Below are 20268 nucleotides of genomic sequence, written 5' to 3' on the forward strand. Positions count from 1 at the left end.
CCCGTGCCGCGTCCGGCCGGTCACGACCGGTCGGACGGGCGGGGAGGCTGGGCCTTCCGGCGGCGCTTGCGCACGGCCTCGAGCACCTCGGCGTTCCACTCGTGCTCGCGGATGAGCCGGTACCGCTCCCCCGCGACCCGCAGGTAGGCCGCGGCAGGTCGCTCGTCGTCGCCGCGCACCCCGGCCTCCTCGATCATGGCCACGACCGGCTCGAACTCCTCGGCGTACCAGCGGCTCGCCATGGTCGCCTTGTCCATGTAGGCACCCTCGGCGTGCATGGTGCGGGTGGCCCAGGCCTCCACGGTCTCGGCCAGGTAGCCGTAGTCGAAGGGGTCGTCGAAGGCCACCGCGGCGCGCGCCTCGCCGGTGAACGGCACCCGCTCCAGCATCAGTCGGCGCCAGTGCTTGAGCTCGAGGTCGCTGCGTCCCTCGACCCCCACCGGCCTCAGGAACGTGTCGACGACGGTCACCCGCGCCTCGATCAGCTTCAGGCCGAGGCTGCGGGCCACCGAGACGCGGTGGTGGCCGTCGCGCACGTAGTACTGGTCGCCCACCTGGTAGACCTCGATCGGCGGGATCACCTCGCCGGTGCGGCTCGCGCGGGCCAGACGCTCCCAGCGCTCACGGCTGCGCGCCGACGTCGGCCGGAACCGGCGGTCGAAGTCGCGCACCTTGTCGACGGAGCCGACGATCGAGTCCAGCGGGATCACCCGCGTGCCCGCGTAGTGCTCCCCGCGCCGACCGAGCGCCTCCACGACCTCGTCGAACGACATCGACTGCGCGACGTCGTCGTGGTCGTTGCGCAGCCGTGCCGCCAGCGCCGACAGCACCTGGTGCCGCCGCGCACGCATGAAGTCGCTCTCGGCGTCCACGCGGGGCGATCCGGAGTCACCGACCACGGCGCCCACCCCCGGCGACCGCGGCGCGGGGTGCGTCGAGCGGCTCGACGTCGATGACCTGCCACGGGATCACGTTGCGCAGCGTGGTGCGGCCGACGTGGCGGTCGCTCTTCTGCAGACCGTAGGGGTGGATGTGGCCGTGCAGGTGCCAGGTGGGCTGCAGCCGGCCGATCACGTCGTGCAGCGCCTCGAAGCCCCGGTGCGGCGGGTCGTCCTCGTCGCCGAGGCCGAACGGCGGGGAGTGCGTGAGCAGGACGTCGACCGGTCGGTCACCGGCCCGTCGCACCAGTCGTCGGGCCCGACGCGCCAGCTGGCGCTGGGTGTACTGGTTGGCCCCCGCGTTGTAGCGGATGCTGCCGCCCAGACCCGCGATGCGCAGACCCGCCGCCTCGACCACCGCGCCGTCGGCGCTGGTGCAGCCGAGGGGCCGGGGGTCGGCCGACGGCATGCCGTCGCCGGTCAGGACGCCCATGAGACCGCTGCGCTGGGTCACGACCTGCGGGTCGTGGTTGCCCGGCACGAACACGACCGGGACGTCGAGGCAGGAGGAGAGGAACTCGAGGTAGTCCCACGGCAGGTCCCCGGCGGCCAGCACGAGGTCCGGCCGCAGCCGTCGCACCTGCGGGTGGTGGATCGACTCCACCACCTCGTCCGCGACCGCGAGCACCTTGACCATGGGTCCACCGTAGGCCGCGCTCCCCCGGGACGCGAGGGTCAGTCGGGGTCGGGACCCTCGGCGGCCCACCGGGCCTTGTCGGCCTCGATGCGTCGGCCGAGCAGGAAGGCGCTGGCCCAGAGCAGGGCGAACATGCCGCCGACGAAGAACATGACCGGCACGAGGAAGCCCAGGGCGACGACCGCCACCTGCAGGACGTGGCCGACGACGTAGCCCGACGGCTTGCGCAGCATGCCGGCCGTCAGGATGCACAGCACCGCGAGCCCCAGGCCGAGCGTGAGCGCCAGTCCGGCCGGCACGTCCTCCACGGAGATCATCACCGGGACGCTGAGTCCGAGGAGGATCGCCTCGAACGTCAGCATCGCCGCACACATGCCCCTCATGCCCCACCTCCGACTGCCCCGGCACCCAGCAGCACCCGCGCCTCGCCGGCGGTGACGACCGACCCGATCACGATGACGCCGCCGCTGCCGATCGCCTCCTCCATGCCCGCACCGGTCTCGGCCATCGAGATCGCGCGGACGAGGGCGTCGTCCAGACCCCGCTCCACGGTCACCCGGTCCTCGCCGAAGACCTCCTCGGCCAGCTCGCCGAGCTCGTCGGCCCGCATGGCACGCGGCAGGCTGTTCTGGGTGCACACCACGTGGGCCAGCACGGGCTCGAGCTCACGGAGCATCTCCTCGACGTCCTTGTCGGCCATGACGCTGACGACACCGACGAGCGGGCTGAAGGTGAAGGAGTCCTGGACCGCCTCGAGCGCAGCGCGGACGCCGTGCGGGTTGTGCGCGGAGTCGACCAGCACGGTCGGGCTGCGCCGCACGACCTCCAGCCGACCGGGCGAGGTGACCTCGCCGAACGCCGACCGCACCAGGTCGCCGTCGAGCTCGGCACCGACGAACGCCTCGACCGAGGCCAGCGCCACCGCGGCGTTCTGCGCCTGGTGCGCACCGTGCAGCTGCAGGAGGACGTCGTCGTAGCGGGCGTTGAGGCCCTGCAGGCTGATCTGCTGCCCGCCGACGGCGTTGAGCCGGTCGGCGACCCCGAAGTCGACGCCCTCGCGCAGCGCCGTGGCCCCGACCTCCATGCTGCGGCGCATGAGGACGTCGAGCACCTCGGGCTCCTGGGCGGCGAGCACGGCGTGGGCGCCCGGCTTGATGATGCCGGACTTCTCCAGCGCGATGTCGACCGCGCGGTCGCCGAGGTAGGCGGTGTGGTCGACGGCCACGGGCGTGACCACGGCGACGCGGCCGGTCGCCACGTTGGTGGCGTCCCACGCACCCCCCATGCCGACCTCCACCACCGCGGCGTCGACCGGCGCGTCGGCGAAGGCCGCGTACGCCATGGCGACGGTGAGCTCGAAGAACGAGATCGGGTGCGGCTGGCTGTCGTCGACGACCTGGGCGTAGGCGGCCACGTCGGCGAAGGCCTCGACGAACTGCTCCTCGGTGAGCGGCTCGCCGTCGAGGCTGATCCGCTCGGTCATGCTCTGCAGGTGCGGGCTGGTGAACCGCCCGGTGCGCAGGTCGAGCGCCCGCAGCAGCGCGTCGATCATCCGCGCCGTCGACGACTTGCCGTTCGTGCCGGTGAGGTGGACGACGGGGTAGGCGTCCTGCGGGTCGCCGAGCAGACGGCACAGGGCGGTGATGCGCTCGAGCGACGGCTCGAGCCTGGTCTCGGGCCAGCGGCCCAGCAGGGCGGCCTCGACCTCGGCGTAGGTGGGGTTCATCCCCGCCAGTATCCCAGGCCGTGCCGCGCGTGCCGACCGCGTGGACCCAGTCGGCCCGGGTGAGCGGATCGGGGATCTCCCTGATTCCACGCGCCCCCCTCTGTCCGCCATGATGAGAGGGCTGCGGCGCCGGTCGTGCACCCCACCCCCCAGGAGCATGCGCATGAACCACCGGATCAGTGGTTGGATCGCCCACCGTCGAGCCAAGTGGCTCGTGCTGGTCGTCATGCTCGTCGCCCTGGGCGGTCTGGGCTCGTTCGGCTCGAAGCTCGCCGACGTGCAGGAGAACGACGTCGCCTCCTTCCTGCCGGCGGAGGCTGAGTCGACGCAGGTCATCGCGAAGGCGACCCAGTTCGCCGACCCCGACGTGATCCCGGCCATCGTCCTGCTCGTGCGGGAGGACGGCCCCCAGCCCGACGACCTCGCGCGGCTCGAGACCCTGAAGACCGATATCGCGGCGATCCCCGAGGTGACCGGCGACATCGTGGGCCCGATCCCGTCCGAGGACGGTGTCGCCGCGCAGCTGGTGGTCAGCCTCAGGATCGACCCCGACACCGGCTGGGAGCGCCTGCCCGACGTCGTCGACGAGCTGCGCACCGCCGCGGAGGACGGCGCCGGCGGGGCCGACGTCTACGTGGCCGGCCCTGCGGCGCTCGGCGCGGACCAGGCGAAGGCCTTCGCCGGGATCGACGGCATCCTCCTCCTCGCGGCGATCTCGGTCGTGGTCGTCATGCTGCTGCTGACCTATCGCAGCCCGATCCTGTGGATCATCCCGCTCGTGTGCGGCGTGCTCAGCGTGTTCGCCGCCCAGGGCGTCGTGTACCTGCTGGCGAGGTACGCGGACCTCACGGTCAACGGCCAGAGCGCGGGCATCCTGTCCGTGCTCGTGCTCGGCGCCGGGATCGACTACGCGCTGCTGCTCGTGGCCCGCTACCGCGAGGAGCTGCGCAACACCGAGGACCGTCACGAGGCCATGGCGCATGCCCTGCACCGCGCCGCCCCGGCCATCCTCGCGAGCGGCAGCACCGTGGTCGTCGGCCTGCTGTGCCTGCTGCTCGCCCAGATGAGCTCGACGTCCGGGCTGGGACCGGTCGCCGCCGCGGGCATCGTCGTCTCCCTCGTCGTGATGCTCGTCCTCCTCCCCGTGCTGCTCGTGGTGTTCGGCCGCTGGGTCTTCTGGCCCTTCGTGCCGCGCTTCGGCGACCCGCAGCCCGCCGAGCGCGGCATCTGGGGTCGGGTGGGTCGGCGCATCGCGCACCGCCCGCGCACGGTGTGGGTGGTGACGACCCTCGCCCTGGGCGCCTTCACCCTCGGCGTGGTCCAGCTCGACGCCGACGGGCTCTCGAACGCCGAGTCGTTCACCACCGAGCAGCCGTCCATCGTGGCCGAGGAGAAGCTGGCGGAGCACTTCCCGGGTGGGGCCGGCGACCCGGTGCAGGTCGTGGCCGACGCCGACGCGGGCGAGGCGGCCGCTGCGGCGCTGCAGGACGTGCAGGGCATCTCGCCGGACACCGTGACCGAGCCGGTCGTGCAGGGCGACATCGCCTACGTCGAGGGCACCCTCGAGGCGGCGCCGGACTCCACGAGCGCGTTCGAGACGATCGACCGCGCCCGCGACGCGCTGGCCGACGTGCCGGGAGCCCTCGTCGGCGGCACCACGGCGATCAACCACGACGTGCAGGACGCCTCGGCGGCCGACAACCGGCTCATCATCCCGATCATCCTGGTGGCCGTGCTGCTGATCCTGGCCCTGCTGCTGCGGGCGCTGGTCGCACCGCTGGTGCTGCTGGCCACGGTGGTGCTCTCGTTCGGCGCGGCCCTGGGCATCAGCGCCCTCGTGTTCCGCCACGTCCTGGGCTTCGAGGGGGCCGACTCGTCGCTCCCGCTGTACGCCTTCGTCTTCCTCGTGGCGCTCGGCATCGACTACAACATCTTCCTCATGACCCGCGTCCGGGAGGAGGCGCTCCTGCACGGCACCCGACGGGGTGCGCTCATCGGGCTGGCCGCCACCGGAGGCGTCATCACGTCGGCCGGCCTCGTGCTGGCCGGCACGTTCGCCGCCCTCGGGTCCCTGCCGATCGTGTTCCTCGCCGAGCTCGGCTTCGCCGTGGCCCTCGGCGTGCTGCTCGACACGATCATCGTGCGGTCGGTGCTGGTGACGGCCCTGAACCTCGACCTCGGCCGCTGGATGTGGTGGCCGAGCGCGCTGTTCCGCACCGACGGCGGGCACGTGAGCGGCGCCCCCGACCACGCGGTCGCCCACCACGCCGCTGACCCGGCCCATCCAGCGGACCCCCTGGCCGAGGGGCACCCCGCCCCCGAGCACCGCGCCTAGGCGTAACCGCCCTCCGCTGCTCGCGCACCGGTCGCAGCGAGCAACAATCGACGGCATGGACCTCTGGCACGACCTGGCCGAGCAGTATCGGGAGTTCGCGGCCCAGGCCGCCGACTCCCCCACCTTCGCCACGTGGTCCGCGGCCGTCGCCGAGGACCCCGAGGTGCTGGGGTGGCTCACCACCCTCCCCCGTCTGAAGCAGCAGCCGAACCTGGTGTTCGCCGCCGCCCGCGTGCACGGCGTGATCGCCCCGGGCCCGTACGGCGGGCTCCGCGACGCGCTCCTGGCGGACGGCCCGGAGGGACCCGTCCGCGCGACGATCCTCGAGCGCGCCACCCAGACCAACGAGGTCGGACGACTCGCCACGCTGGTCCCGGCGTTCGGCCTCCTCGCCGAGCACCACGACGGCGCGCCGCTCTCGCTGGTCGAGGTCGGTGCCAGCGCGGGCCTGTGCCTCTACCCCGACCGCTACGCCTACCGGTGGCGCACCGACGACGGCGACGTGACCCTCGGCGTCGGGCCCGAGCTGCCGTGCCGGGTGACCGGACGCGTCTCGCTCCCCACCCGGGTCCCGTCCGTGGCAGCCAGACGAGGCGTCGACCTCAACCCGCTCGACGTCACGTCCGGCGACGACGCCGCCTGGCTGGAGGCCTTGGTCTGGCCCGAGCACCAGGACCGTCGCGACCGACTGCGTGCGGCGCTCGACGTGGCCCGGGCCGATCCACCGGACCTCGTCGCCGGCGACCTGCTCACCGAGCTGCCGCGCCTCGTCGAGGCTGCGTCGGCCGACGGACCGGTCGTCGTGTTCCACAGCGCCGTGATCGCCTACCTCGACGACGAGCAGCGGGACGCCTACGACGTCCTCGTCCGTGGCCTCGTGGCCGAGGGCGCCTGCCACTGGGTCAGCAACGAGTCGAAGAACGTCCTGCCGTCGGTCACCTCCGGAAGTCCTGCGCCTCCCCCGGACCACCCCACCTTCGTGCTGGGCGTCGACGGGCAGGCCGTGGCCTGGACGCACGGACACGGTCGGACCCTGCGCTGGCTCGTCTGACGGGCACGCCCCGGGTCAGTCGTCGGGCGCCTCGGAGACGAGGCCGGCGCCGGTGGCCGGGTCGAAGGGCACCGACTCGTGCTGGTGGACGATGCGCCACGCGCCGTCCACGCGCCGACAGACCAGGGTGCTGCGCACCCACATGTCCACCTCGGCACCGTCGTGCAGGCGGCCGCTCACGTGGTACCGGAAGGCGCAGTACCCGACGTCGTCGGCCCCACCCACGTGCAGGTGGTGCACCTCGTACTCGGGACCGACGGCGTAGGACGACAGCCACGCACCCAGGCCGTCCGCCACGGCCTCGGTCCCGTGGGTCTCGGCAGGCGGGAGCACGGGGTAGCTGACCACCTTGGGATCGTGGGCGTCGACCAACGTCCTGCTGTCACGCTCGGCCACCGCGCGCACGCGGTCGGCGATGAGCTGGCGGAGCTCGTCCTCGATCGATGTCAGGGGCATGCCACCACCGTGCGCCCTCCCGCCCTGCGCCACAACCCGACGCCGCGCGGCCCCGCCGGACCATTCGCCGCCCACGGCCCGGCACCCCCGCTGCACCATCGGCCGCCCACGGCCCGGCACCCCCGCTGCACCATCGGCCGCCCACGGCCCGGCACCCCCGCATCGGCCGCCCACGGCCCGGCACCCCCGCCAGGGCCCGGGCTCCTAGACTGTCCTCTCGTGACCACTGCAGCGAACCGCGTCCCGGCCAAGCCCGCCCTCGAAGGACTCGAGGAGCGCTGGAGCCAGGTATGGGCCGAGCAGGGCACCTACACGTTCGACCGCTCCGCCGAGCGCGCCGACGTGTACTCCATCGACACGCCTCCCCCGACCGTGTCGGGCTCGCTGCACGTGGGTCACGTGTTCAGCTACACCCACACCGACGTGGTGGCGCGCTTCCAGCGGATGCGCGGCAAGGAGGTCTTCTACCCGATGGGGTGGGACGACAACGGCCTCCCCACCGAGCGTCGCGTGCAGAACTTCTACGGCGTCCGCTGCGACCCGTCCCTGCCCTACGACGCCGACTTCACGCCGCCTGCGAAGCCCGATCCCAAGAAGCAGGTGCCGATCAGCCGACGCAACTTCATCGAGCTGTGCAACGAGCTCGTGGAGGAGGACGAGAAGGTCTTCGAGAAGCTGTGGCGCACACTCGGCCTGAGCGTCGACTGGTCGCACCAGTACACGACCATCGGCGCCGACGCCCAGACCGCCAGCCAGCGCGCGTTCCTGCGCAACGTGGGTCGCGGCGAGGCCTACCTGCAGGACGCCCCGACCCTGTGGGACGTCACGTACCAGACCGCCGTCGCGCAGGCCGAGCTCGAGGCCCGCGACTACCCCGGCGCCTACCACCGCGTGACCTACCAGCACGCGTCCGGCCCGATCGTCGTCGAGACCACGCGGCCGGAGCTCACGGCCGCCGCGGTCGCGATCATCGCCCACCCCGACGACGAGCGCTACGCGCACCTCTTCGGCAGCACCGCGGTCTCACCGCTGTTCGGCGTCGAGGTGCCGATCATCGCCAGCCCGCTCGCCGACCCCGAGAAGGGGTCCGGCATCGTGCACTGCTGCACGTTCGGCGACCTGACCGACGTCCAGTGGTGGCGCGAGTTCCAGCTGCCCAACCGCACCGTGATCGGCCGCGACGGCCGGTTCCTGCGCGAGACCCCGGAGTGGGTGGCCGGCGGGCCGGGCGAGACGTTGTGGACCGAGCTGGCCGGCAAGACCGTGTTCTCGGCCCGCGAGCTCGTCGTGCAGGCGCTGCGCGACAACGGCGACCTCGACGGCGAGCCGCAGCCCACGCAGCGCGTGGCCAACTTCTACGAGCGCGGCGACAAGCCGCTCGAGATCGTCTCGACCCGTCAGTGGTACATCCGCAACGGAGGCCGCGACGCCGACCTGCGCGCCGCGCTGATCGCCCGGGGTGGCGAGATCGACTGGACGCCCGGCTACATGCAGTCGCGCCTCACCAACTGGATCGAGGGCCTCAACGGCGACTGGCTGGTGAGCCGTCAGCGGTTCTTCGGCATCCCGTTCCCCGTCTGGTACCGGCTCGACGCCGACGGCGAGCCCGACTACGACGACCCGATCTTCGCGGCTGAGGACACGCTGCCCGTCGACCCGGCGTCGCAGGCCCCTCCCGGCTTCGAGGAGTCGCAGCGCGGTGCGGCCGGCGGGTTCGTCGGCGACCCCGACGTGCTCGACACCTGGGCGACGTCGTCGCTGACCCCGCAGATCGCCTGCGGGTGGGAGCGCGACGCCGACCTGTTCGCGCGGACCTTCCCGATGGACCTGCGCCCTCAGGCCCACGACATCATCCGCACGTGGCTGTTCGCCACCGTCGTGCGCTCGCACCAGGAGTTCGGCTCCGTGCCGTGGACGCACACGGCGATCTCGGGCTTCGTGGTCGACCCCGACCGCAAGAAGATGAGCAAGTCCAAGGGCAACGTCGTCGTGCCTGACGAGATCCTCGACAAGTACGGCGCGGACGCCGTCCGTTGGCGTGCCGCGCTGGCGCGTCCCGGCTCGGACTCCCCCTTCGACGAGACCCAGATGAAGGTCGGCCGGCGCCTGGCCATGAAGGTGCTCAACGCGAGCAAGTTCGTCCTCGCCGCGCCCGAGGACTACGGCCTCGGTGCCACCGCGGCCGACCTCGACGTCGCGCGCGTGACCGAGCCCCTCGACCGCTCCGTGCTCGCCGGGCTCCGCGGCGTCGTGGAGCAGGCCACCGCGCACTTCGAGGCCTACGACTACTCCTCGGCCCTCGAGGTCGCCGAGAAGTTCTTCTGGGACTTCTGCGACGACTACCTCGAGCTGGTCAAGGAGCGCGCCCGCCAGGAGACGCCGGCCGGGGAGTCCGCCCGCGCCACGTTCGTGCTGGCGCTGTCGACGCAGCTGCGTCTCCTCGCGCCGTTCCTGCCCTACGTGACCGAGGAGGTCTGGAGCTGGTGGCAGGAGGGCTCGGTGCACCGTGCGGCGTGGCCGACCACCGACGACGTGACCGTCGACGGCGACCCGGCGCTGCTGCCGGCCGCCGCCCAGGCGCTGGCCGGCATCCGCGGGGCGAAGTCGACCGCGAAGGTCAGCCAGCGCACCGAGGTGACGGCCGTGACCGTCCGCGGGCCCCAGGCCTCGCTCGACCTGGTGCTGCAGGCCGTCGACGACGTGAAGGCGGCCGGTCGGGTGACCGGCGCGCTCGCCACGGAGGCCGCAGACGGCACCACCGAGGTCGTGGCCGACGCCACCCTCGCCGAGACCGAGTAGCGCGCCGACTCCGCTCCTTCCCATCCCGGGTGGGCATTCCACCGTCCAGCGCTGGGACGGTGGAATCCTCACCGCCCCACCCTGCACCGCGTCGTTCGGTGGAGAGCTCACCGCGGGTGGGGGCGGTGCCGGTGAGGGTGGGGCCGGTGAGGGTGGGGCCGGTGAGGGTGGGGCGGGCGTGGGTCAGCGCGACTCGAGCGTCTCGAAGGCGATGCCGTTGCGCTGGAGGCGTTCGATGAGCGGGCGGCCCATCGCGACGGCCGTGGTGGTCTGGCCGGCGACCTTCGGCACGTCGTCGAACGCCAGGCACAGCGCCGACTCGCTCAGCATCTTGGCGGTCTCGTCGTAGCCCGGGTCACCGCCGCTGACCTGCGTGACCACCCGCTTGCCACCACCCTCGCCGACGAGGCGGAGCTTGAACCAGGACGAGGCGCGCTTCTCGGGGCTGGGGCCGTCACCCTGGGCACGCAGCTTCAGCAGCGCCTTGCGGGTGGGTGCCAGCTGCGCGCCGGCGAGCAGGACGCCCGCGCCGGCGACCGTGCCGGCCAGCATCGGCAGCCGCTTGAACTGGGCGAAGTGGGAGTAGGAGAACTCCGGGCCGTAGCGCTCCAGGGCTCGCGCCGAGCGCAGCACGACCTGCGGGTCGATGGTGGGCAGCGGCAGAGCCCAGCCCTTGCCGTCGGCCCCGCGGCCGATCTTCCCTCCGCCGCGGATCTTCCGGCCCTGGGGCCGGGCCTCCGCGGCCTTGCGCTGCTTGGCGGTGGCGCCGGCCTGGCGGATCCGCGCGAAGGCCCCGAGCGCCGAGTGGTAGGTGCCGCCCGACGCCGTGCCGCCGGCCCGGATGTAGCCCTTGACGTCGAGGGGGACGCCCTCGGGAAGCTGCTCGACCGTGAAGAGCACGCCGAGGTCGTACGGGATGGAGTCGAAGCCGCACGCGTGCACGAGCGTCGCGCCGGTCCTCACGGCGGTCTCGTGGTGCGCCAGCCAGGTGCGGTCGACGAACTCCGGCTCCCCGGTCAGGTCGACGTAGGCGATGCCCGCCTCGGCCGCGGCCTTCACCGCGGGGTCGCCGTGCTGCATGTAGGGGCCGACGGTCGAGATGAGCACGCGCGTGCCCTCGGCCATCGCCCGCATCGAGGCGGGGTCGGAGACGTCGGCCAGGACCACGTCGGGCGCGACTCCGCCCGCCGCCTCGACCTCGTCGACGACGTCCTGCAGCTTGGCGGCGCTGCGACCCGCCACGGCCCAGGTCCCACCCTCGGGCAGGTGCGTGCCGAGGTAGACGGCGGTGAGCGTGCCGGTGAACCCGGTCGCCCCGAACAGGGTGATGTCGACGGTCATGCCCCGACCCTAGCCACCGGCGCGTACCGGCGGTACGCGAGCGGTCAGGAGCGGACGGTCAGGAGGCCTTCTTCGCGACCTCGTCGCGGCTGAGGACCGTGGGGCCCTCCTCGCCGCGCACCGTGGCACCGGTGACGACGACCTTGGCGACGTCGTCGCGGGAGGGGATGTCGTACATGACCGGCTGCAGCACGTGCTCGATGATCGAGCGCAGACCACGGGCGCCGGTGTCGCGGGCCAGCGCCAGGTCGGCCATGGCCTCGCACGCCTCCTCGGTGAACTCGAGCTCGACGTCGTCGATCTCGAACAGCCGCACGAACTGCTTGGTGAGCGCGTTGCGCGGCTCGGTGAGGATGGACACGAGGGCCGGCTTGTCGAGCTTGTCGACCGCGGCGATGACCGGCAGACGACCGATGAACTCGGGGATGAGGCCGAACTTGAGCAGGTCCTCGGGCAGCACCTGGGAGTAGACCTTCTCCGGCTCGGCCGGCGTCTTCTCGGGCATGCCGCCGACGTTGAAGCCCAGCCCGACCTTGCCGCTGCGCTGCTCGATGATCTCCTCGAGGCCCGCGAAGGCACCGCCGACGATGAACAGCACGTTGGTGGTGTCGATCTGGATGAACTCCTGGTGCGGGTGCTTGCGACCGCCCTGCGGCGGCACCGAGGCCGTGGTCCCCTCGAGGATCTTGAGCAGCGCCTGCTGCACGCCCTCGCCCGACACGTCGCGCGTGATGGACGGGTTCTCGGCCTTGCGCGAGATCTTGTCGACCTCGTCGATGTAGATGATCCCCGTCTCGGCCTTCTTGACGTCGTAGTCGGCGGCCTGGATGAGCTTGAGCAGGATGTTCTCGACGTCCTCACCCACGTAGCCGGCCTCGGTGAGGGCGGTGGCGTCGGCGATGGCGAACGGGACGTTCAGCATGCGGGCGAGCGTCTGCGCGAGGTAGGTCTTGCCGCAGCCGGTGGGCCCGACCATGAGGATGTTGGACTTCGCCAGCTCCACGGCGTCGTCCTTGGGACGACCGGTCGCGGCCTGCGCCTGGACCCGCTTGTAGTGGTTGTACACCGCCACCGCGAGGTTCTTCTTGGCGTTGTCCTGGCCCACGACGTACCCGTTGAGGAACTCGAAGATCTCCTGGGGCTTCGGCAGCTCACCGAGGCTCAGCTCGGCACCCTCGGCCAGCTCCTCCTCGATGATCTCGTTGCAGAGGTCGATGCACTCGTCGCAGATGTACACGCCGGGTCCGGCGATGAGCTTCTTGACCTGCTTCTGGCTCTTGCCGCAGAACGAGCACTTCAGCAGGTCAGCGGTCTCACCGATGCGTGCCACAGGTGCACTCCTCTTCCGTCACGACGTCGGGGACGAGCTGGTGTCGTCGCCCTCACACTACAAGCCCGGCGGACGGTCCACCGGGGGTTCGGCCGACGCCGCCGCGTGTCGTCCACGGGTGGCGGCGTCGGCCGGAGCCTCAGGCGGCGGGGACCTTGAGGGTCTCGAAGATCCCGTCGATGATGCCGTACTCCTTGGCCTGGTCGGCCGTGAGGATCTTGTCGCGCTCGACGTCCTTGCTGACCTCCTCGGGCGTCTTGCCCGTGGCGTCGGAGATCATCTTCTCCATCAGCTCGCGCATGCGGAGGATCTCGTTGGCCTGGATCTCCAGGTCGGAGATCTGGCCGCCCGTGCCCTCGGTGTAGGGCTGGTGGATGAGGATGCGGCTGTTCGGCAGGGCGTAGCGCTTGCCGGGGGTGCCGGCGGCGAGCAGCACGGCGGCGGCCGAGGCGGCCTGGCCGAGGCAGACGGTCATCACGTCGGACTTGAGGTACTGCATCGTGTCGTAGATGGCCGTCATGGCCGTGAAGGAGCCGCCCGGGCTGTTGATGTACAGCTGGATGTCGCGGTCGGCGTCCATCTGCTGCAGGCAGAGCAGCTGCGCCATGACGGCGTTGGCGACGTCGTCGCTGATGGGCGTGCCCACGAAGATGATGCGGTCCTCGAAGAGCTTGGCGTAGGGGTCGATGCGGCGGAACCCGTAGGAGGTCCGCTCCTCCCACTGCGGGATGTAGTAGCTCATGCCTTCTTACCCACTTCCTGGGCGCTCTTGATGACCTGGTCGATGAAGCCGTAGTCCTTGGCCTGGTCGGGGGTGAACCAACGGTCGCGGTCGGCGTCGGCCTCGATCTGCTCGATCGTCTGGCCGGTGTGGACCGACTGCAGCTCGTTGAGCTGCTTCTTGAGCAGGATCGACTGCTGGGCCTGGATCTTGATGTCCGAGGCCGAGCCGCCGATGCCGCCGGAGGGCTGGTGCATCATGATCCGCGCGTGCGGGAGCGCGTAGCGCTTGCCCGGTGCACCGGCCGCGAGCAGGAACTGCCCCATCGACGCGGCGAGGCCCATGGCCACGGTGGCGACGTCGTTGGAGATGAACTGCATCGTGTCGTAGATGGCCATGCCCGAGTCGACCGAGCCGCCCGGGCTGTTGATGTAGAGGAAGATGTCGGCGCCCGGGTCCTCGGCGTTGAGCAGCAGCATCTGCGCGCAGATCGCGTTGGCGTTCTGGTCGCGCACCTCCGAACCGAGGAAGATGATGCGCTCGCGCAGCAGGCGCTGGTAGATGTGGCCGTCGAGGTCGGACGGGCCGACGTCGGTGCCGGCCATGCCCTGCACCGACTGAGCCTGGCCCGTCGGGCCCTGGGTGGTGGCGTCTGGTGTGTTCACGTTGTCGACCCTAGAGGGCGAGCGGTCGCGAGACACGCGTGAACACGCCCTGTTCGCTGACAGCGTGACGCATCCGGAGCCCCGGACCTCAGTCCGAGGCGCCGGGCACGGTCTGGTCCCAGTCCACGACCGAGCCCGTGACGACGCCGCTCTCGTCGCTCAGCAGGAGCACCACGATGCCGGCCGCGTCCTCCGGCGACGCGAGCCGACCGGCCGGCAGCCGTTCGGCGGCACGCTCCCGCCAGTCGTCGCCCGCGTCGTGGAACCGGCGCTGGATCGCGTCCTCGCCGTCGGAGTCGGTCCACCCGATGTTGACGCCGTTGACGCGCACGCGGTCGAAGCGGTGGGCGTGGGCGGCGTTCCTGGTCAGGCCGGCGAGCCCGGCCTTCGTGGCGGCGTAGGGCGCCAGGTACGGCTGGCCGCCGTGCGCGCTCATGGTGAGCACGTTGACCACCGCTCCGGGCTGCCCGCGTCGGACCATGTCGCCGATCGCGGCCTGCATGAGGAAGAAGGGACCGCGCAGGTTCACCGCCACGTGCTGCTCGAACATCTCCGGCGTCGTGTCGAGCACGCTGCCGCGCTCGGTGAAGCCCGCCGCGTTCACGAGACCGTCCACCCGGCCGTGCAGGGCGACGGTCCCGGCCACCGCCGCGCGGCAGGCCTCGACGTCGGCGACGTCGCACGCCACGAAGCGCGCGTCACCGAGTGCCGACAGCTCCTCGGCGGCGCGGGCCCCGACGTCGGGACGACGCCCGGTCACGACCACCCGCGCGCCCTCGCGCAGGGCGAGTCGCGCGATGGCCAGCCCGACGCCCTGCGTGCCACCGGAGACGAGGACCACCCGGTCGTCGAGGCGCCCCATGTCAGAGACCCTCGATCGGCGCGGTCCTGCGGCGGTCGGCGTACGCACCGAGCGACGTCGCGACCTGGTCGGCGGACCATCGGGCCGCGAGCGCCTGCTCGAGCACCTCGGTCTGCGCGAGCGGGGTCATGCCGTCGACCGGCTGGTCGAGGTCGAGGTTGGTCGGGAACGGGTAGCCCTCCGCGACCGCCGCGACGACGTGGTGCAGCGCCTCGGTCGGCCAGCCGGCGTCCTGGCGCTCGCGCAGCGTCGGGTAGACGGCGGTGGCGGCCCTCGCCCGGTCGACAGCCTCCATCGCCCGGCCGAACGCCGACGAGACCTGCAGCAGGTTCGCGACCCGCTGCACGTCCGCGGACACGTTGGTCCCGGCTCCGTGGAACAGCGCCGGGTTGAAGAACACCGCGTCCCCCTTGGCCAGGGGCAGCTGGACGTGGTGCTCCTCGAAGTAGGCGCGGAACTCCGGACGTCGGTAGGCCAGGTAGCCGGGACCGTACTTCTGGGAGTGCGGCAGGTAGAGGGTGGGGCCGCTCTCGACGGGCATGTCGACGTGGGCGACGGCGCCCTGCAGCGTCAGCACCGGCGACAGCAGGTGCACGTGCGCGGGGTAGCGCGCCGTGAGCTCGTCGGAGAGGAACCCCAGGTGGTAGTCGCGGTGCGGGTCCTGTGCCACGCCGCCGGGGCGGACGACGTTGACCTGCGAGGTCACCTGGTAGCCCGGTCCGAGCCACGCGGTGGAGACGAGGGCCAGGAGGTCGTTGGCGTAGTAGTCGACGAAGGTGCCCGGGTCGCTCACGGCGAGCTTCTCCAGCGCGTTCCAGATCCGGTCGTTGGCCCCGGGCTTGGCGAAGTGGTCGCCGGCGGCCACGCCTGACGCCTTCTCCGCCGCGATGACGGACTCGAACGCGGCGGTGGCCCGGTCGACGACGGACAGGTCGTCCCAGGCCCCCTCGAGCACGACGATGCCCGGCCCGTCGGCGAGTGCGTGGACGATCTCGGCGCGGACGGCGTCCTCGCCGTCGGGGGTCGACGCCGCCGCACGCAGGTCGGCGGCGGCGTACACGACGACACCCTGCTCCACCCGGTCGGCGTGGCGGTAGGCGTGGGGATCGGTGGGCGCGGTGACGAGCGCGACGAAGTCGTCGAGGCTCACGTCGTCGGGCGTGAAGCGGGCTCGGCGGCCGGGCGGGGCGGGGTGCGTGGCGGTCATGGCGGACTCCTGGGTGCGGGGTGGTCGGCAGGTCTCGACGTGTCCGACGCTAGTCCTGGTATGCGTCCGCGCGGGGGCCTAGAGTCCCTCAAGAAACCCTCAGAACGATCGGTCCGACCCGCCCGGAGGAGCCGTGCCCCACCGCCACAAGGTGCGCGAGATCGCGCAGCAGAGCGGCCTCAGCGAGGCCACGGTCGACCGCGTCCTGCACCGACGCCCCGGCGTCCGCGCCGCGACGGTGGCGGAGGTCGAGCGGGCGATCGAGGAGCTGGACCGCCAGGCCACCCAGCTGCGCCTCGTCGGCCGGACCTTCCTGCTGGACCTCGTGATGCAGGCACCCACGCGGTTCAGCGCCGCCGTGCGGACCGCGCTCGAGGCCGAGCTGCCCGCCCTGCGCCCGGCGGCGGTCCGTGCGCGCTTCCACCTGGGCGAGGAGGCCGACGTGGCCACCATGGTCGAGACGCTGCGCGCGATCGGTCGCCGACGCTCGCACGGCGTGCTGCTCAAGGCGCCCGACCACCCCGACGTGGCTGCGGAGGTCGGGATGCTCGCCGAGTCCGGGATACCCGTGGTGACCCTGGTGACCGACCTGACCGGCAGCAGGCGCCTCGCGTACGTCGGCATCGACAACGCGGCAGCCGGACGCACTGCGGCCTACCTGGTCGCCCGGTCCGCACCCGGCGTCGGCGCGGTCCTCGTGACGCTCAGCGCCAGCGACTTCCGCGGCGAGGGGCAGCGCGTGGAGTCCTTCACCGAAGCCCTCGCCGAGCTCGCTCCCGGCCGACGGGTGCTGCGGGTCAGCGACACCGGCGGCCTGGACCCCTCCACCGGCACGGCCGTCGGCGCCACGCTCACGGAGCACCCCGACGTCGACGCCGTGTACTCCGTCGGTGGTGGCAACCGCGCCACGCTGGCGGCGTTCGCCGAGGTGGGGCGGGCGCCGCAGGTCTTCGTCGCGCACGACCTCGACGCCGACAACTCCGAGCTGCTGCGCACCCGGCGCGTGCACTTCGCGCTCCACCACGACCTGCGTGCCGACGCGCGGCACGCCTGCCGCCTCCTGCTCCGTCACCACGGAGCCGTCCCGGGGCCCCCGACGTCGGTGCCGTCTCAGGTCCAGGTCGTGACGCCGTTCAACCTGCCCCGCGCGTTCGGACGGTGAGCCTGGCGCCCGGCAGGGCAGGGGACGGCCGAGGCGTCAGACCGTGAAGGCCTCGCGGAACGCGTCGAGGGCGCGGTCGCTGCCGTCGACCGAGGGGTCGCTCGCCCACGCCTCCATGGCCACCACGCCGTCGTAGCCGGCGTCGGCGAGGGCCTGGGCCACGAAGGGCCAGCGGATCTCGCCCGTGCCGGGCTCGCAGCGACCCGGCACGTCGGCCACCTGCACCTCGCCGAGGTACGGGGCGGCCCGACGAACGAGCTCCACGAGGTTCCCCTCGCCGATCTGGGCGTGGTACAGGTCGAGGTTCATCCGCAGGTGCGGACTGCCGACCGCCTTCACGAGGGCCAGCGTGTCGGCGGCCCGCGCGAACGGCGTGCCGGGGTGGTCGACCTCGAGGTTGAGGTTCTCGATCACGTAGGTGACGTCGTGCTGCTCGGCGAGCTCGGCCACCCGCGAGAGCGTCCTCACCGCCGCGAGCCACATGTCGCCGGTGACGACCTCGACCGGCCGGACCGGGATGCCGCCCTCCCCCAGCCCCGTGCCGTGGATGTTCAGCGACGGGCAGCTGATCCGCCGGGCGAAACCGATGGACTCCTCCGCCGTCCGGAGGAGGTCGTCGGCCCCGTCCTCGGTGACGAGGTCGCCGGTCACGTAGCCGGTCATCGACGTGAACCGGGCGCCGGTCGCGACGAGGGCGTCGGCGTCCTTGGCCGTCCAGTCCCAGATCTCGGCGGCGAACCCGCGCTCGTGGATGCGCTCCACGCGCTCCAGGTGCGGCAGGTCCGTGTAGACCATCTCGGAGCAGATCGCGAGGGTGAACGTCATCTCAGGCCTCCTGCGGCACGGCGGTGGCGACGGCCGCACGGCCGCCGGTGGTGAACGAGTCGATGCAGGCCTGGGCGATCGCGAACGCGGCGAAGGCGTCGTCCGCGCCGACCGAGGGGGCACGGCCCTCCCGCACGGCGGCGACGAGCTCCTCGAGCTCACCGGTGTACGCGTCCAGGAGCAGCTCCGTGTCGCTGTGGGCGGTCGTGGCCAGGCGGCCGGACCCGTCGTGCAGACGCAGCGAGGACTGGGCGCCCTCACCCATCGTCACCATCGCGTCGGAGCCCAGCACCTCGGCGCGCACGTCGTAGCCGTAGGTCGCGGCGAAGCTCGCCTCGGCCGTGGCGATCGCGCCGTTGGAGTAGGTCACGACGACGGTGGCGTGGTCCAGCAACGTGGGGTGGCCCGGCGCCGTGAGCGAGCCGGCGGTCGCGACGACGTCGACGGCGTGAGCGCCCGGGTTCAGCCAGTTCAGCGTGTCGAAGTCGTGGATCAGGGTCTGCGTGAAGATCGTCCACGGCGGCACGCCGTCGGGGTCGGAGGGACCCCGGCCCGGGTCGCGGGTGAGCGAGCGGAGCTGGCGGACGTCCCCCAGGCGTCCGGCCACGATCGCCTCGTGGGCCGCCGCGAACTCGCGCGCGAACCGCCGGTTGAAGCCGACCTGGAACGCGACCCCGGCCTTCGCCGTCGCCGTGCGCACGTCGTCGATCTCCGCGAGCGACATGCCGGCCGGCTTCTCGCAGAACACGTGCTTGCCGGCCTCGGCCGCGGCCACCACGAGGTCGCGGTGGGCGACCGACGACGCGGCCACGACCACGGCGTCGACGTCGTCGGCCCGCAGGACGGCCTCGACCGACGTCTCGGCGCGTGCGTCGAGCGGCCCGGCCACCTCGGCCGCGGCGCCGGGACGAGGATCGGCGACGGCCACGAGGGAAGCCCCGTGGACGCGTCGGGCGACGACGGCGGCGTGGGAGGCGCCGATGCGGCCGGCGCCGATCAGGCCGATGCGAACGGGAGCGGACATGGTTCCTCCGAGTGCGTGGTGAGGTGGGCGGGGCGGGGGCGACGTGGGCTGCGAGTTCGGACGACCGGACGAGGCCTGGACTAGAACGTTCTAGTAGAACGATGCAGACCGAGGATATGATGCGGACGCCCCATCGTCAAAGCTCTCGTCCAAGCCCCGCCGTCGACGAGCCCCCAGGAGGACGCGTGACCCGCACGACGCTCGCCGACGTGGCGCGCGAGGCCGGGGTCTCGGTCGCCCTCGTGTCGATCGTGATGCGCGACGCCCCCGGGGCGAGCGCGGCGACCCGGGAGCGGGTCCGCGGCGTCGCCGAGCGTCTCGGCTACGTGCCCGACCAGCGCGCCCGCCAGCTGCGGCGCACGGACACGCGGCTGCTGGGCGTCACGTTCGACCTGCACCAGCCCTTCCACGGCGACCTCGTCGAGCACCTCTACGAGGCGGCCGCCGCGCAGGGCTACGACGTCGCGATCAGCGCCGTGGCGCCCTCGCGCGACGAGGACGCGGCGATCCAGGCCCTCATGCGGGAACGGTGCGACGCCCTGGTGCTGCTCGGTCCCGACATCTCCCCCGACGCCCTCGGCTCGCTCGGCACGCGGGTCCCGACGCTCGTCGTGGCCCGCCGGAGCGACGCCGACGGCGTGGCCTCGGTGCGGGGTGACGACGAGGCCGGCGTCGGACTCGCGGTCGACCACCTGGCCGAGCTCGGTCACGTGCGGGTGGTGCACGTCGACGGCGGGTCCGCGCCCGGCGCCGAGGACCGCCGCCGGGGCTTCCACGCAGCGGCCGTGCGCCGTGGCATGGAGCCGTGGGTCGTCCCCGGCGGGCCCACCGAGCAGGCGGGCGTCGAGGCGGCGCGACGCCTGCTCGACCAGCGCCCGACGCCGACGGCCGTGGTCGCCTTCAACGACCACTGCGCCTCCGGCGTGCTCGACGTCCTGCTGCGAGCCCACGTCGACGTCCCGGCCGACGTGTCGGTCGTGGGCTACGACGACTCCCGGCTCGCCGTCGCCCGGCAGGACCGGATGACGACGGTGGCGCAGAGCGCCCTCGAGATGGCGGAGCGAGCCGTGTCCGGAGCGCTCGACCTGCTCGCGGGACGGAACCCGACCGAGGTCGTGCTCACGCCACGACTCGTGGTCCGCAGCACCAGCGGGCCCGCCCCCCGCCTGGCCGACCCCGCCTGACCTAC

General features: G+C 72.5%; 18 protein-coding genes. 5 read left to right on the forward strand and 13 right to left on the reverse strand.

All coding sequences use genetic code 11. The features are described 5' to 3' along the window. Positions 1-20: 20 nt before the first annotated feature. Genes ASF37_RS16075 through ASF37_RS16090 form a run of 4 tightly spaced genes read right to left on the reverse strand, consistent with a single transcriptional unit; the run spans position 21 to position 3301 of the window. Positions 21-872, reverse strand: coding sequence for a ParB N-terminal domain-containing protein (locus tag ASF37_RS16075; RefSeq protein WP_235500015.1), 852 nt, complete (start codon positions 870-872; stop codon positions 21-23). 16 nt (positions 873-888) lie between these two features. Next, positions 889-1575 carry a metallophosphoesterase gene (locus tag ASF37_RS16080; RefSeq protein WP_056555230.1) on the reverse strand — a complete coding sequence of 229 codons (687 nt, stop codon included), beginning with the start codon at positions 1573-1575 and terminating at the stop codon, positions 889-891. Between the two features lie 38 nt (positions 1576-1613). Further along, entirely contained in the window at positions 1614-1958 is a 345-nt protein-coding gene (locus ASF37_RS16085; protein WP_055965092.1) for a DUF4233 domain-containing protein, read from the reverse strand. Continuing rightward, positions 1955-3301, reverse strand: a complete 1347-nt coding sequence (locus ASF37_RS16090; protein ID WP_055965088.1) for a folylpolyglutamate synthase/dihydrofolate synthase family protein — start codon at positions 3299-3301, stop codon at positions 1955-1957. Before ASF37_RS16090 ends, ASF37_RS16085 begins: the two co-directional genes overlap by 4 nt. Positions 3302-3464: 163 nt before the next feature. On the opposite strand from ASF37_RS16090, the gene ASF37_RS16095 reads away from it, so the two are divergent. After that, complete coding sequence (locus ASF37_RS16095; protein ID WP_082506565.1) at positions 3465-5636, forward strand: MMPL family transporter; 2172 nt, start codon at positions 3465-3467, stop codon at positions 5634-5636. Positions 5637-5691: 55 nt separating this feature from the next. Beyond that, on the forward strand, positions 5692-6687 hold the full coding sequence (locus ASF37_RS16100; protein ID WP_056555223.1) for a DUF2332 domain-containing protein: 996 nt from the start codon (positions 5692-5694) through the stop codon (positions 6685-6687). A gap of 15 nt (positions 6688-6702) precedes the next feature. Here the strand turns inward: ASF37_RS16100 and ASF37_RS16105 are convergent, their stop codons facing one another. Beyond that, complete coding sequence (locus ASF37_RS16105) at positions 6703-7143, reverse strand: nuclear transport factor 2 family protein (RefSeq protein ID WP_056581686.1); 441 nt, start codon at positions 7141-7143, stop codon at positions 6703-6705. Between the two features lie 219 nt (positions 7144-7362). On the opposite strand from ASF37_RS16105, the gene valS reads away from it, so the two are divergent. Beyond that, a complete protein-coding gene (gene valS, locus ASF37_RS16110) occupies positions 7363-9942 on the forward strand; it encodes a valine--tRNA ligase (protein WP_056581689.1) in 2580 nt (859 codons plus the stop codon). Positions 9943-10125: 183 nt separating this feature from the next. Here valS and ASF37_RS16115 read toward each other — a convergent pair whose 3' ends face one another. The 6 genes from ASF37_RS16115 to ASF37_RS16140 form a co-directional block, all read right to left on the reverse strand. Further along, positions 10126-11283: a trans-acting enoyl reductase family protein gene (locus ASF37_RS16115; protein WP_056581692.1), complete on the reverse strand. Its 1158-nt coding sequence runs from the start codon at positions 11281-11283 to the stop codon at positions 10126-10128. Between the two features lie 58 nt (positions 11284-11341). Further along, positions 11342-12613 carry an ATP-dependent Clp protease ATP-binding subunit ClpX gene (gene clpX / locus ASF37_RS16120; protein WP_055965075.1) on the reverse strand — a complete coding sequence of 424 codons (1272 nt, stop codon included), beginning with the start codon at positions 12611-12613 and terminating at the stop codon, positions 11342-11344. Between the two features lie 139 nt (positions 12614-12752). Then, on the reverse strand, positions 12753-13355 hold the full coding sequence (locus ASF37_RS16125; protein WP_055965072.1) for an ATP-dependent Clp protease proteolytic subunit: 603 nt from the start codon (positions 13353-13355) through the stop codon (positions 12753-12755). Then, entirely contained in the window at positions 13352-13939 is a 588-nt protein-coding gene (locus ASF37_RS16130) for an ATP-dependent Clp protease proteolytic subunit (RefSeq protein WP_055966357.1), read from the reverse strand. The genes ASF37_RS16125 and ASF37_RS16130 overlap by 4 nt, the downstream gene beginning before the upstream one ends. A 148-nt stretch (positions 13940-14087) precedes the next feature. Further along, a complete protein-coding gene (locus ASF37_RS16135) occupies positions 14088-14861 on the reverse strand; it encodes an SDR family oxidoreductase (RefSeq protein ID WP_055965069.1) in 774 nt (257 codons plus the stop codon). A 1-nt stretch (position 14862) separates the two neighbouring features. Continuing rightward, entirely contained in the window at positions 14863-16068 is a 1206-nt protein-coding gene (locus tag ASF37_RS16140) for a phytanoyl-CoA dioxygenase family protein (RefSeq protein ID WP_056555209.1), read from the reverse strand. 133 nt (positions 16069-16201) lie between these two features. On the opposite strand from ASF37_RS16140, the gene ASF37_RS16145 reads away from it, so the two are divergent. Then, positions 16202-17230 (forward strand): LacI family DNA-binding transcriptional regulator, encoded by a 1029-nt coding sequence (locus ASF37_RS16145; protein WP_056581695.1) that lies wholly within the window; start codon positions 16202-16204, stop codon positions 17228-17230. A 36-nt stretch (positions 17231-17266) separates the two neighbouring features. On the opposite strand, the gene ASF37_RS16150 is transcribed toward ASF37_RS16145, so the two are convergent. Both ASF37_RS16150 and ASF37_RS16155 read right to left on the reverse strand, forming a co-directional pair. After that, positions 17267-18055, reverse strand: a complete 789-nt coding sequence (locus ASF37_RS16150) for a TIM barrel protein (protein ID WP_056581699.1) — start codon at positions 18053-18055, stop codon at positions 17267-17269. Position 18056: 1 nt separating this feature from the next. Continuing rightward, entirely contained in the window at positions 18057-19079 is a 1023-nt protein-coding gene (locus tag ASF37_RS16155; RefSeq protein ID WP_056581700.1) for a Gfo/Idh/MocA family oxidoreductase, read from the reverse strand. A 185-nt stretch (positions 19080-19264) separates the two neighbouring features. Here ASF37_RS16155 and ASF37_RS16160 point away from each other — a divergent pair, with 185 nt between their 5' ends. Continuing rightward, positions 19265-20263: a LacI family DNA-binding transcriptional regulator gene (locus ASF37_RS16160; protein ID WP_056581701.1), complete on the forward strand. Its 999-nt coding sequence runs from the start codon at positions 19265-19267 to the stop codon at positions 20261-20263. Positions 20264-20268: the final 5 nt, after the last annotated feature.

Source organism: Aeromicrobium sp. Leaf289, from assembly GCF_001423335.1.
In the GTDB taxonomy this organism is placed as follows: domain Bacteria; phylum Actinomycetota; class Actinomycetes; order Propionibacteriales; family Nocardioidaceae; genus Aeromicrobium.

Coding starts and splice junctions, on each gene's coding strand:
- ASF37_RS16080 (WP_056555230.1), bottom strand. CDS start 1,575: ATGGTCAAGGTGCTCGCGGTCGCGGACGAGGTGGTGGAGTCGATCCAC.
- ASF37_RS16085 (WP_055965092.1), bottom strand. CDS start 1,958: ATGAGGGGCATGTGTGCGGCGATGCTGACGTTCGAGGCGATCCTCCTC.
- ASF37_RS16090 (WP_055965088.1), bottom strand. CDS start 3,301: ATGAACCCCACCTACGCCGAGGTCGAGGCCGCCCTGCTGGGCCGCTGG.
- ASF37_RS16095 (WP_082506565.1), top strand. CDS start 3,465: ATGAACCACCGGATCAGTGGTTGGATCGCCCACCGTCGAGCCAAGTGG.
- ASF37_RS16100 (WP_056555223.1), top strand. CDS start 5,692: ATGGACCTCTGGCACGACCTGGCCGAGCAGTATCGGGAGTTCGCGGCC.
- ASF37_RS16105 (WP_056581686.1), bottom strand. CDS start 7,143: ATGCCCCTGACATCGATCGAGGACGAGCTCCGCCAGCTCATCGCCGAC.
- ASF37_RS16115 (WP_056581692.1), bottom strand. CDS start 11,283: ATGACCGTCGACATCACCCTGTTCGGGGCGACCGGGTTCACCGGCACG.
- ASF37_RS16125 (WP_055965072.1), bottom strand. CDS start 13,355: ATGAGCTACTACATCCCGCAGTGGGAGGAGCGGACCTCCTACGGGTTC.
- ASF37_RS16130 (WP_055966357.1), bottom strand. CDS start 13,939: ATGGCCGGCACCGACGTCGGCCCGTCCGACCTCGACGGCCACATCTAC.
- ASF37_RS16135 (WP_055965069.1), bottom strand. CDS start 14,861: ATGGGGCGCCTCGACGACCGGGTGGTCCTCGTCTCCGGTGGCACGCAG.
- ASF37_RS16140 (WP_056555209.1), bottom strand. CDS start 16,068: ATGACCGCCACGCACCCCGCCCCGCCCGGCCGCCGAGCCCGCTTCACG.
- ASF37_RS16150 (WP_056581699.1), bottom strand. CDS start 18,055: ATGACGTTCACCCTCGCGATCTGCTCCGAGATGGTCTACACGGACCTG.
- ASF37_RS16155 (WP_056581700.1), bottom strand. CDS start 19,079: ATGTCCGCTCCCGTTCGCATCGGCCTGATCGGCGCCGGCCGCATCGGC.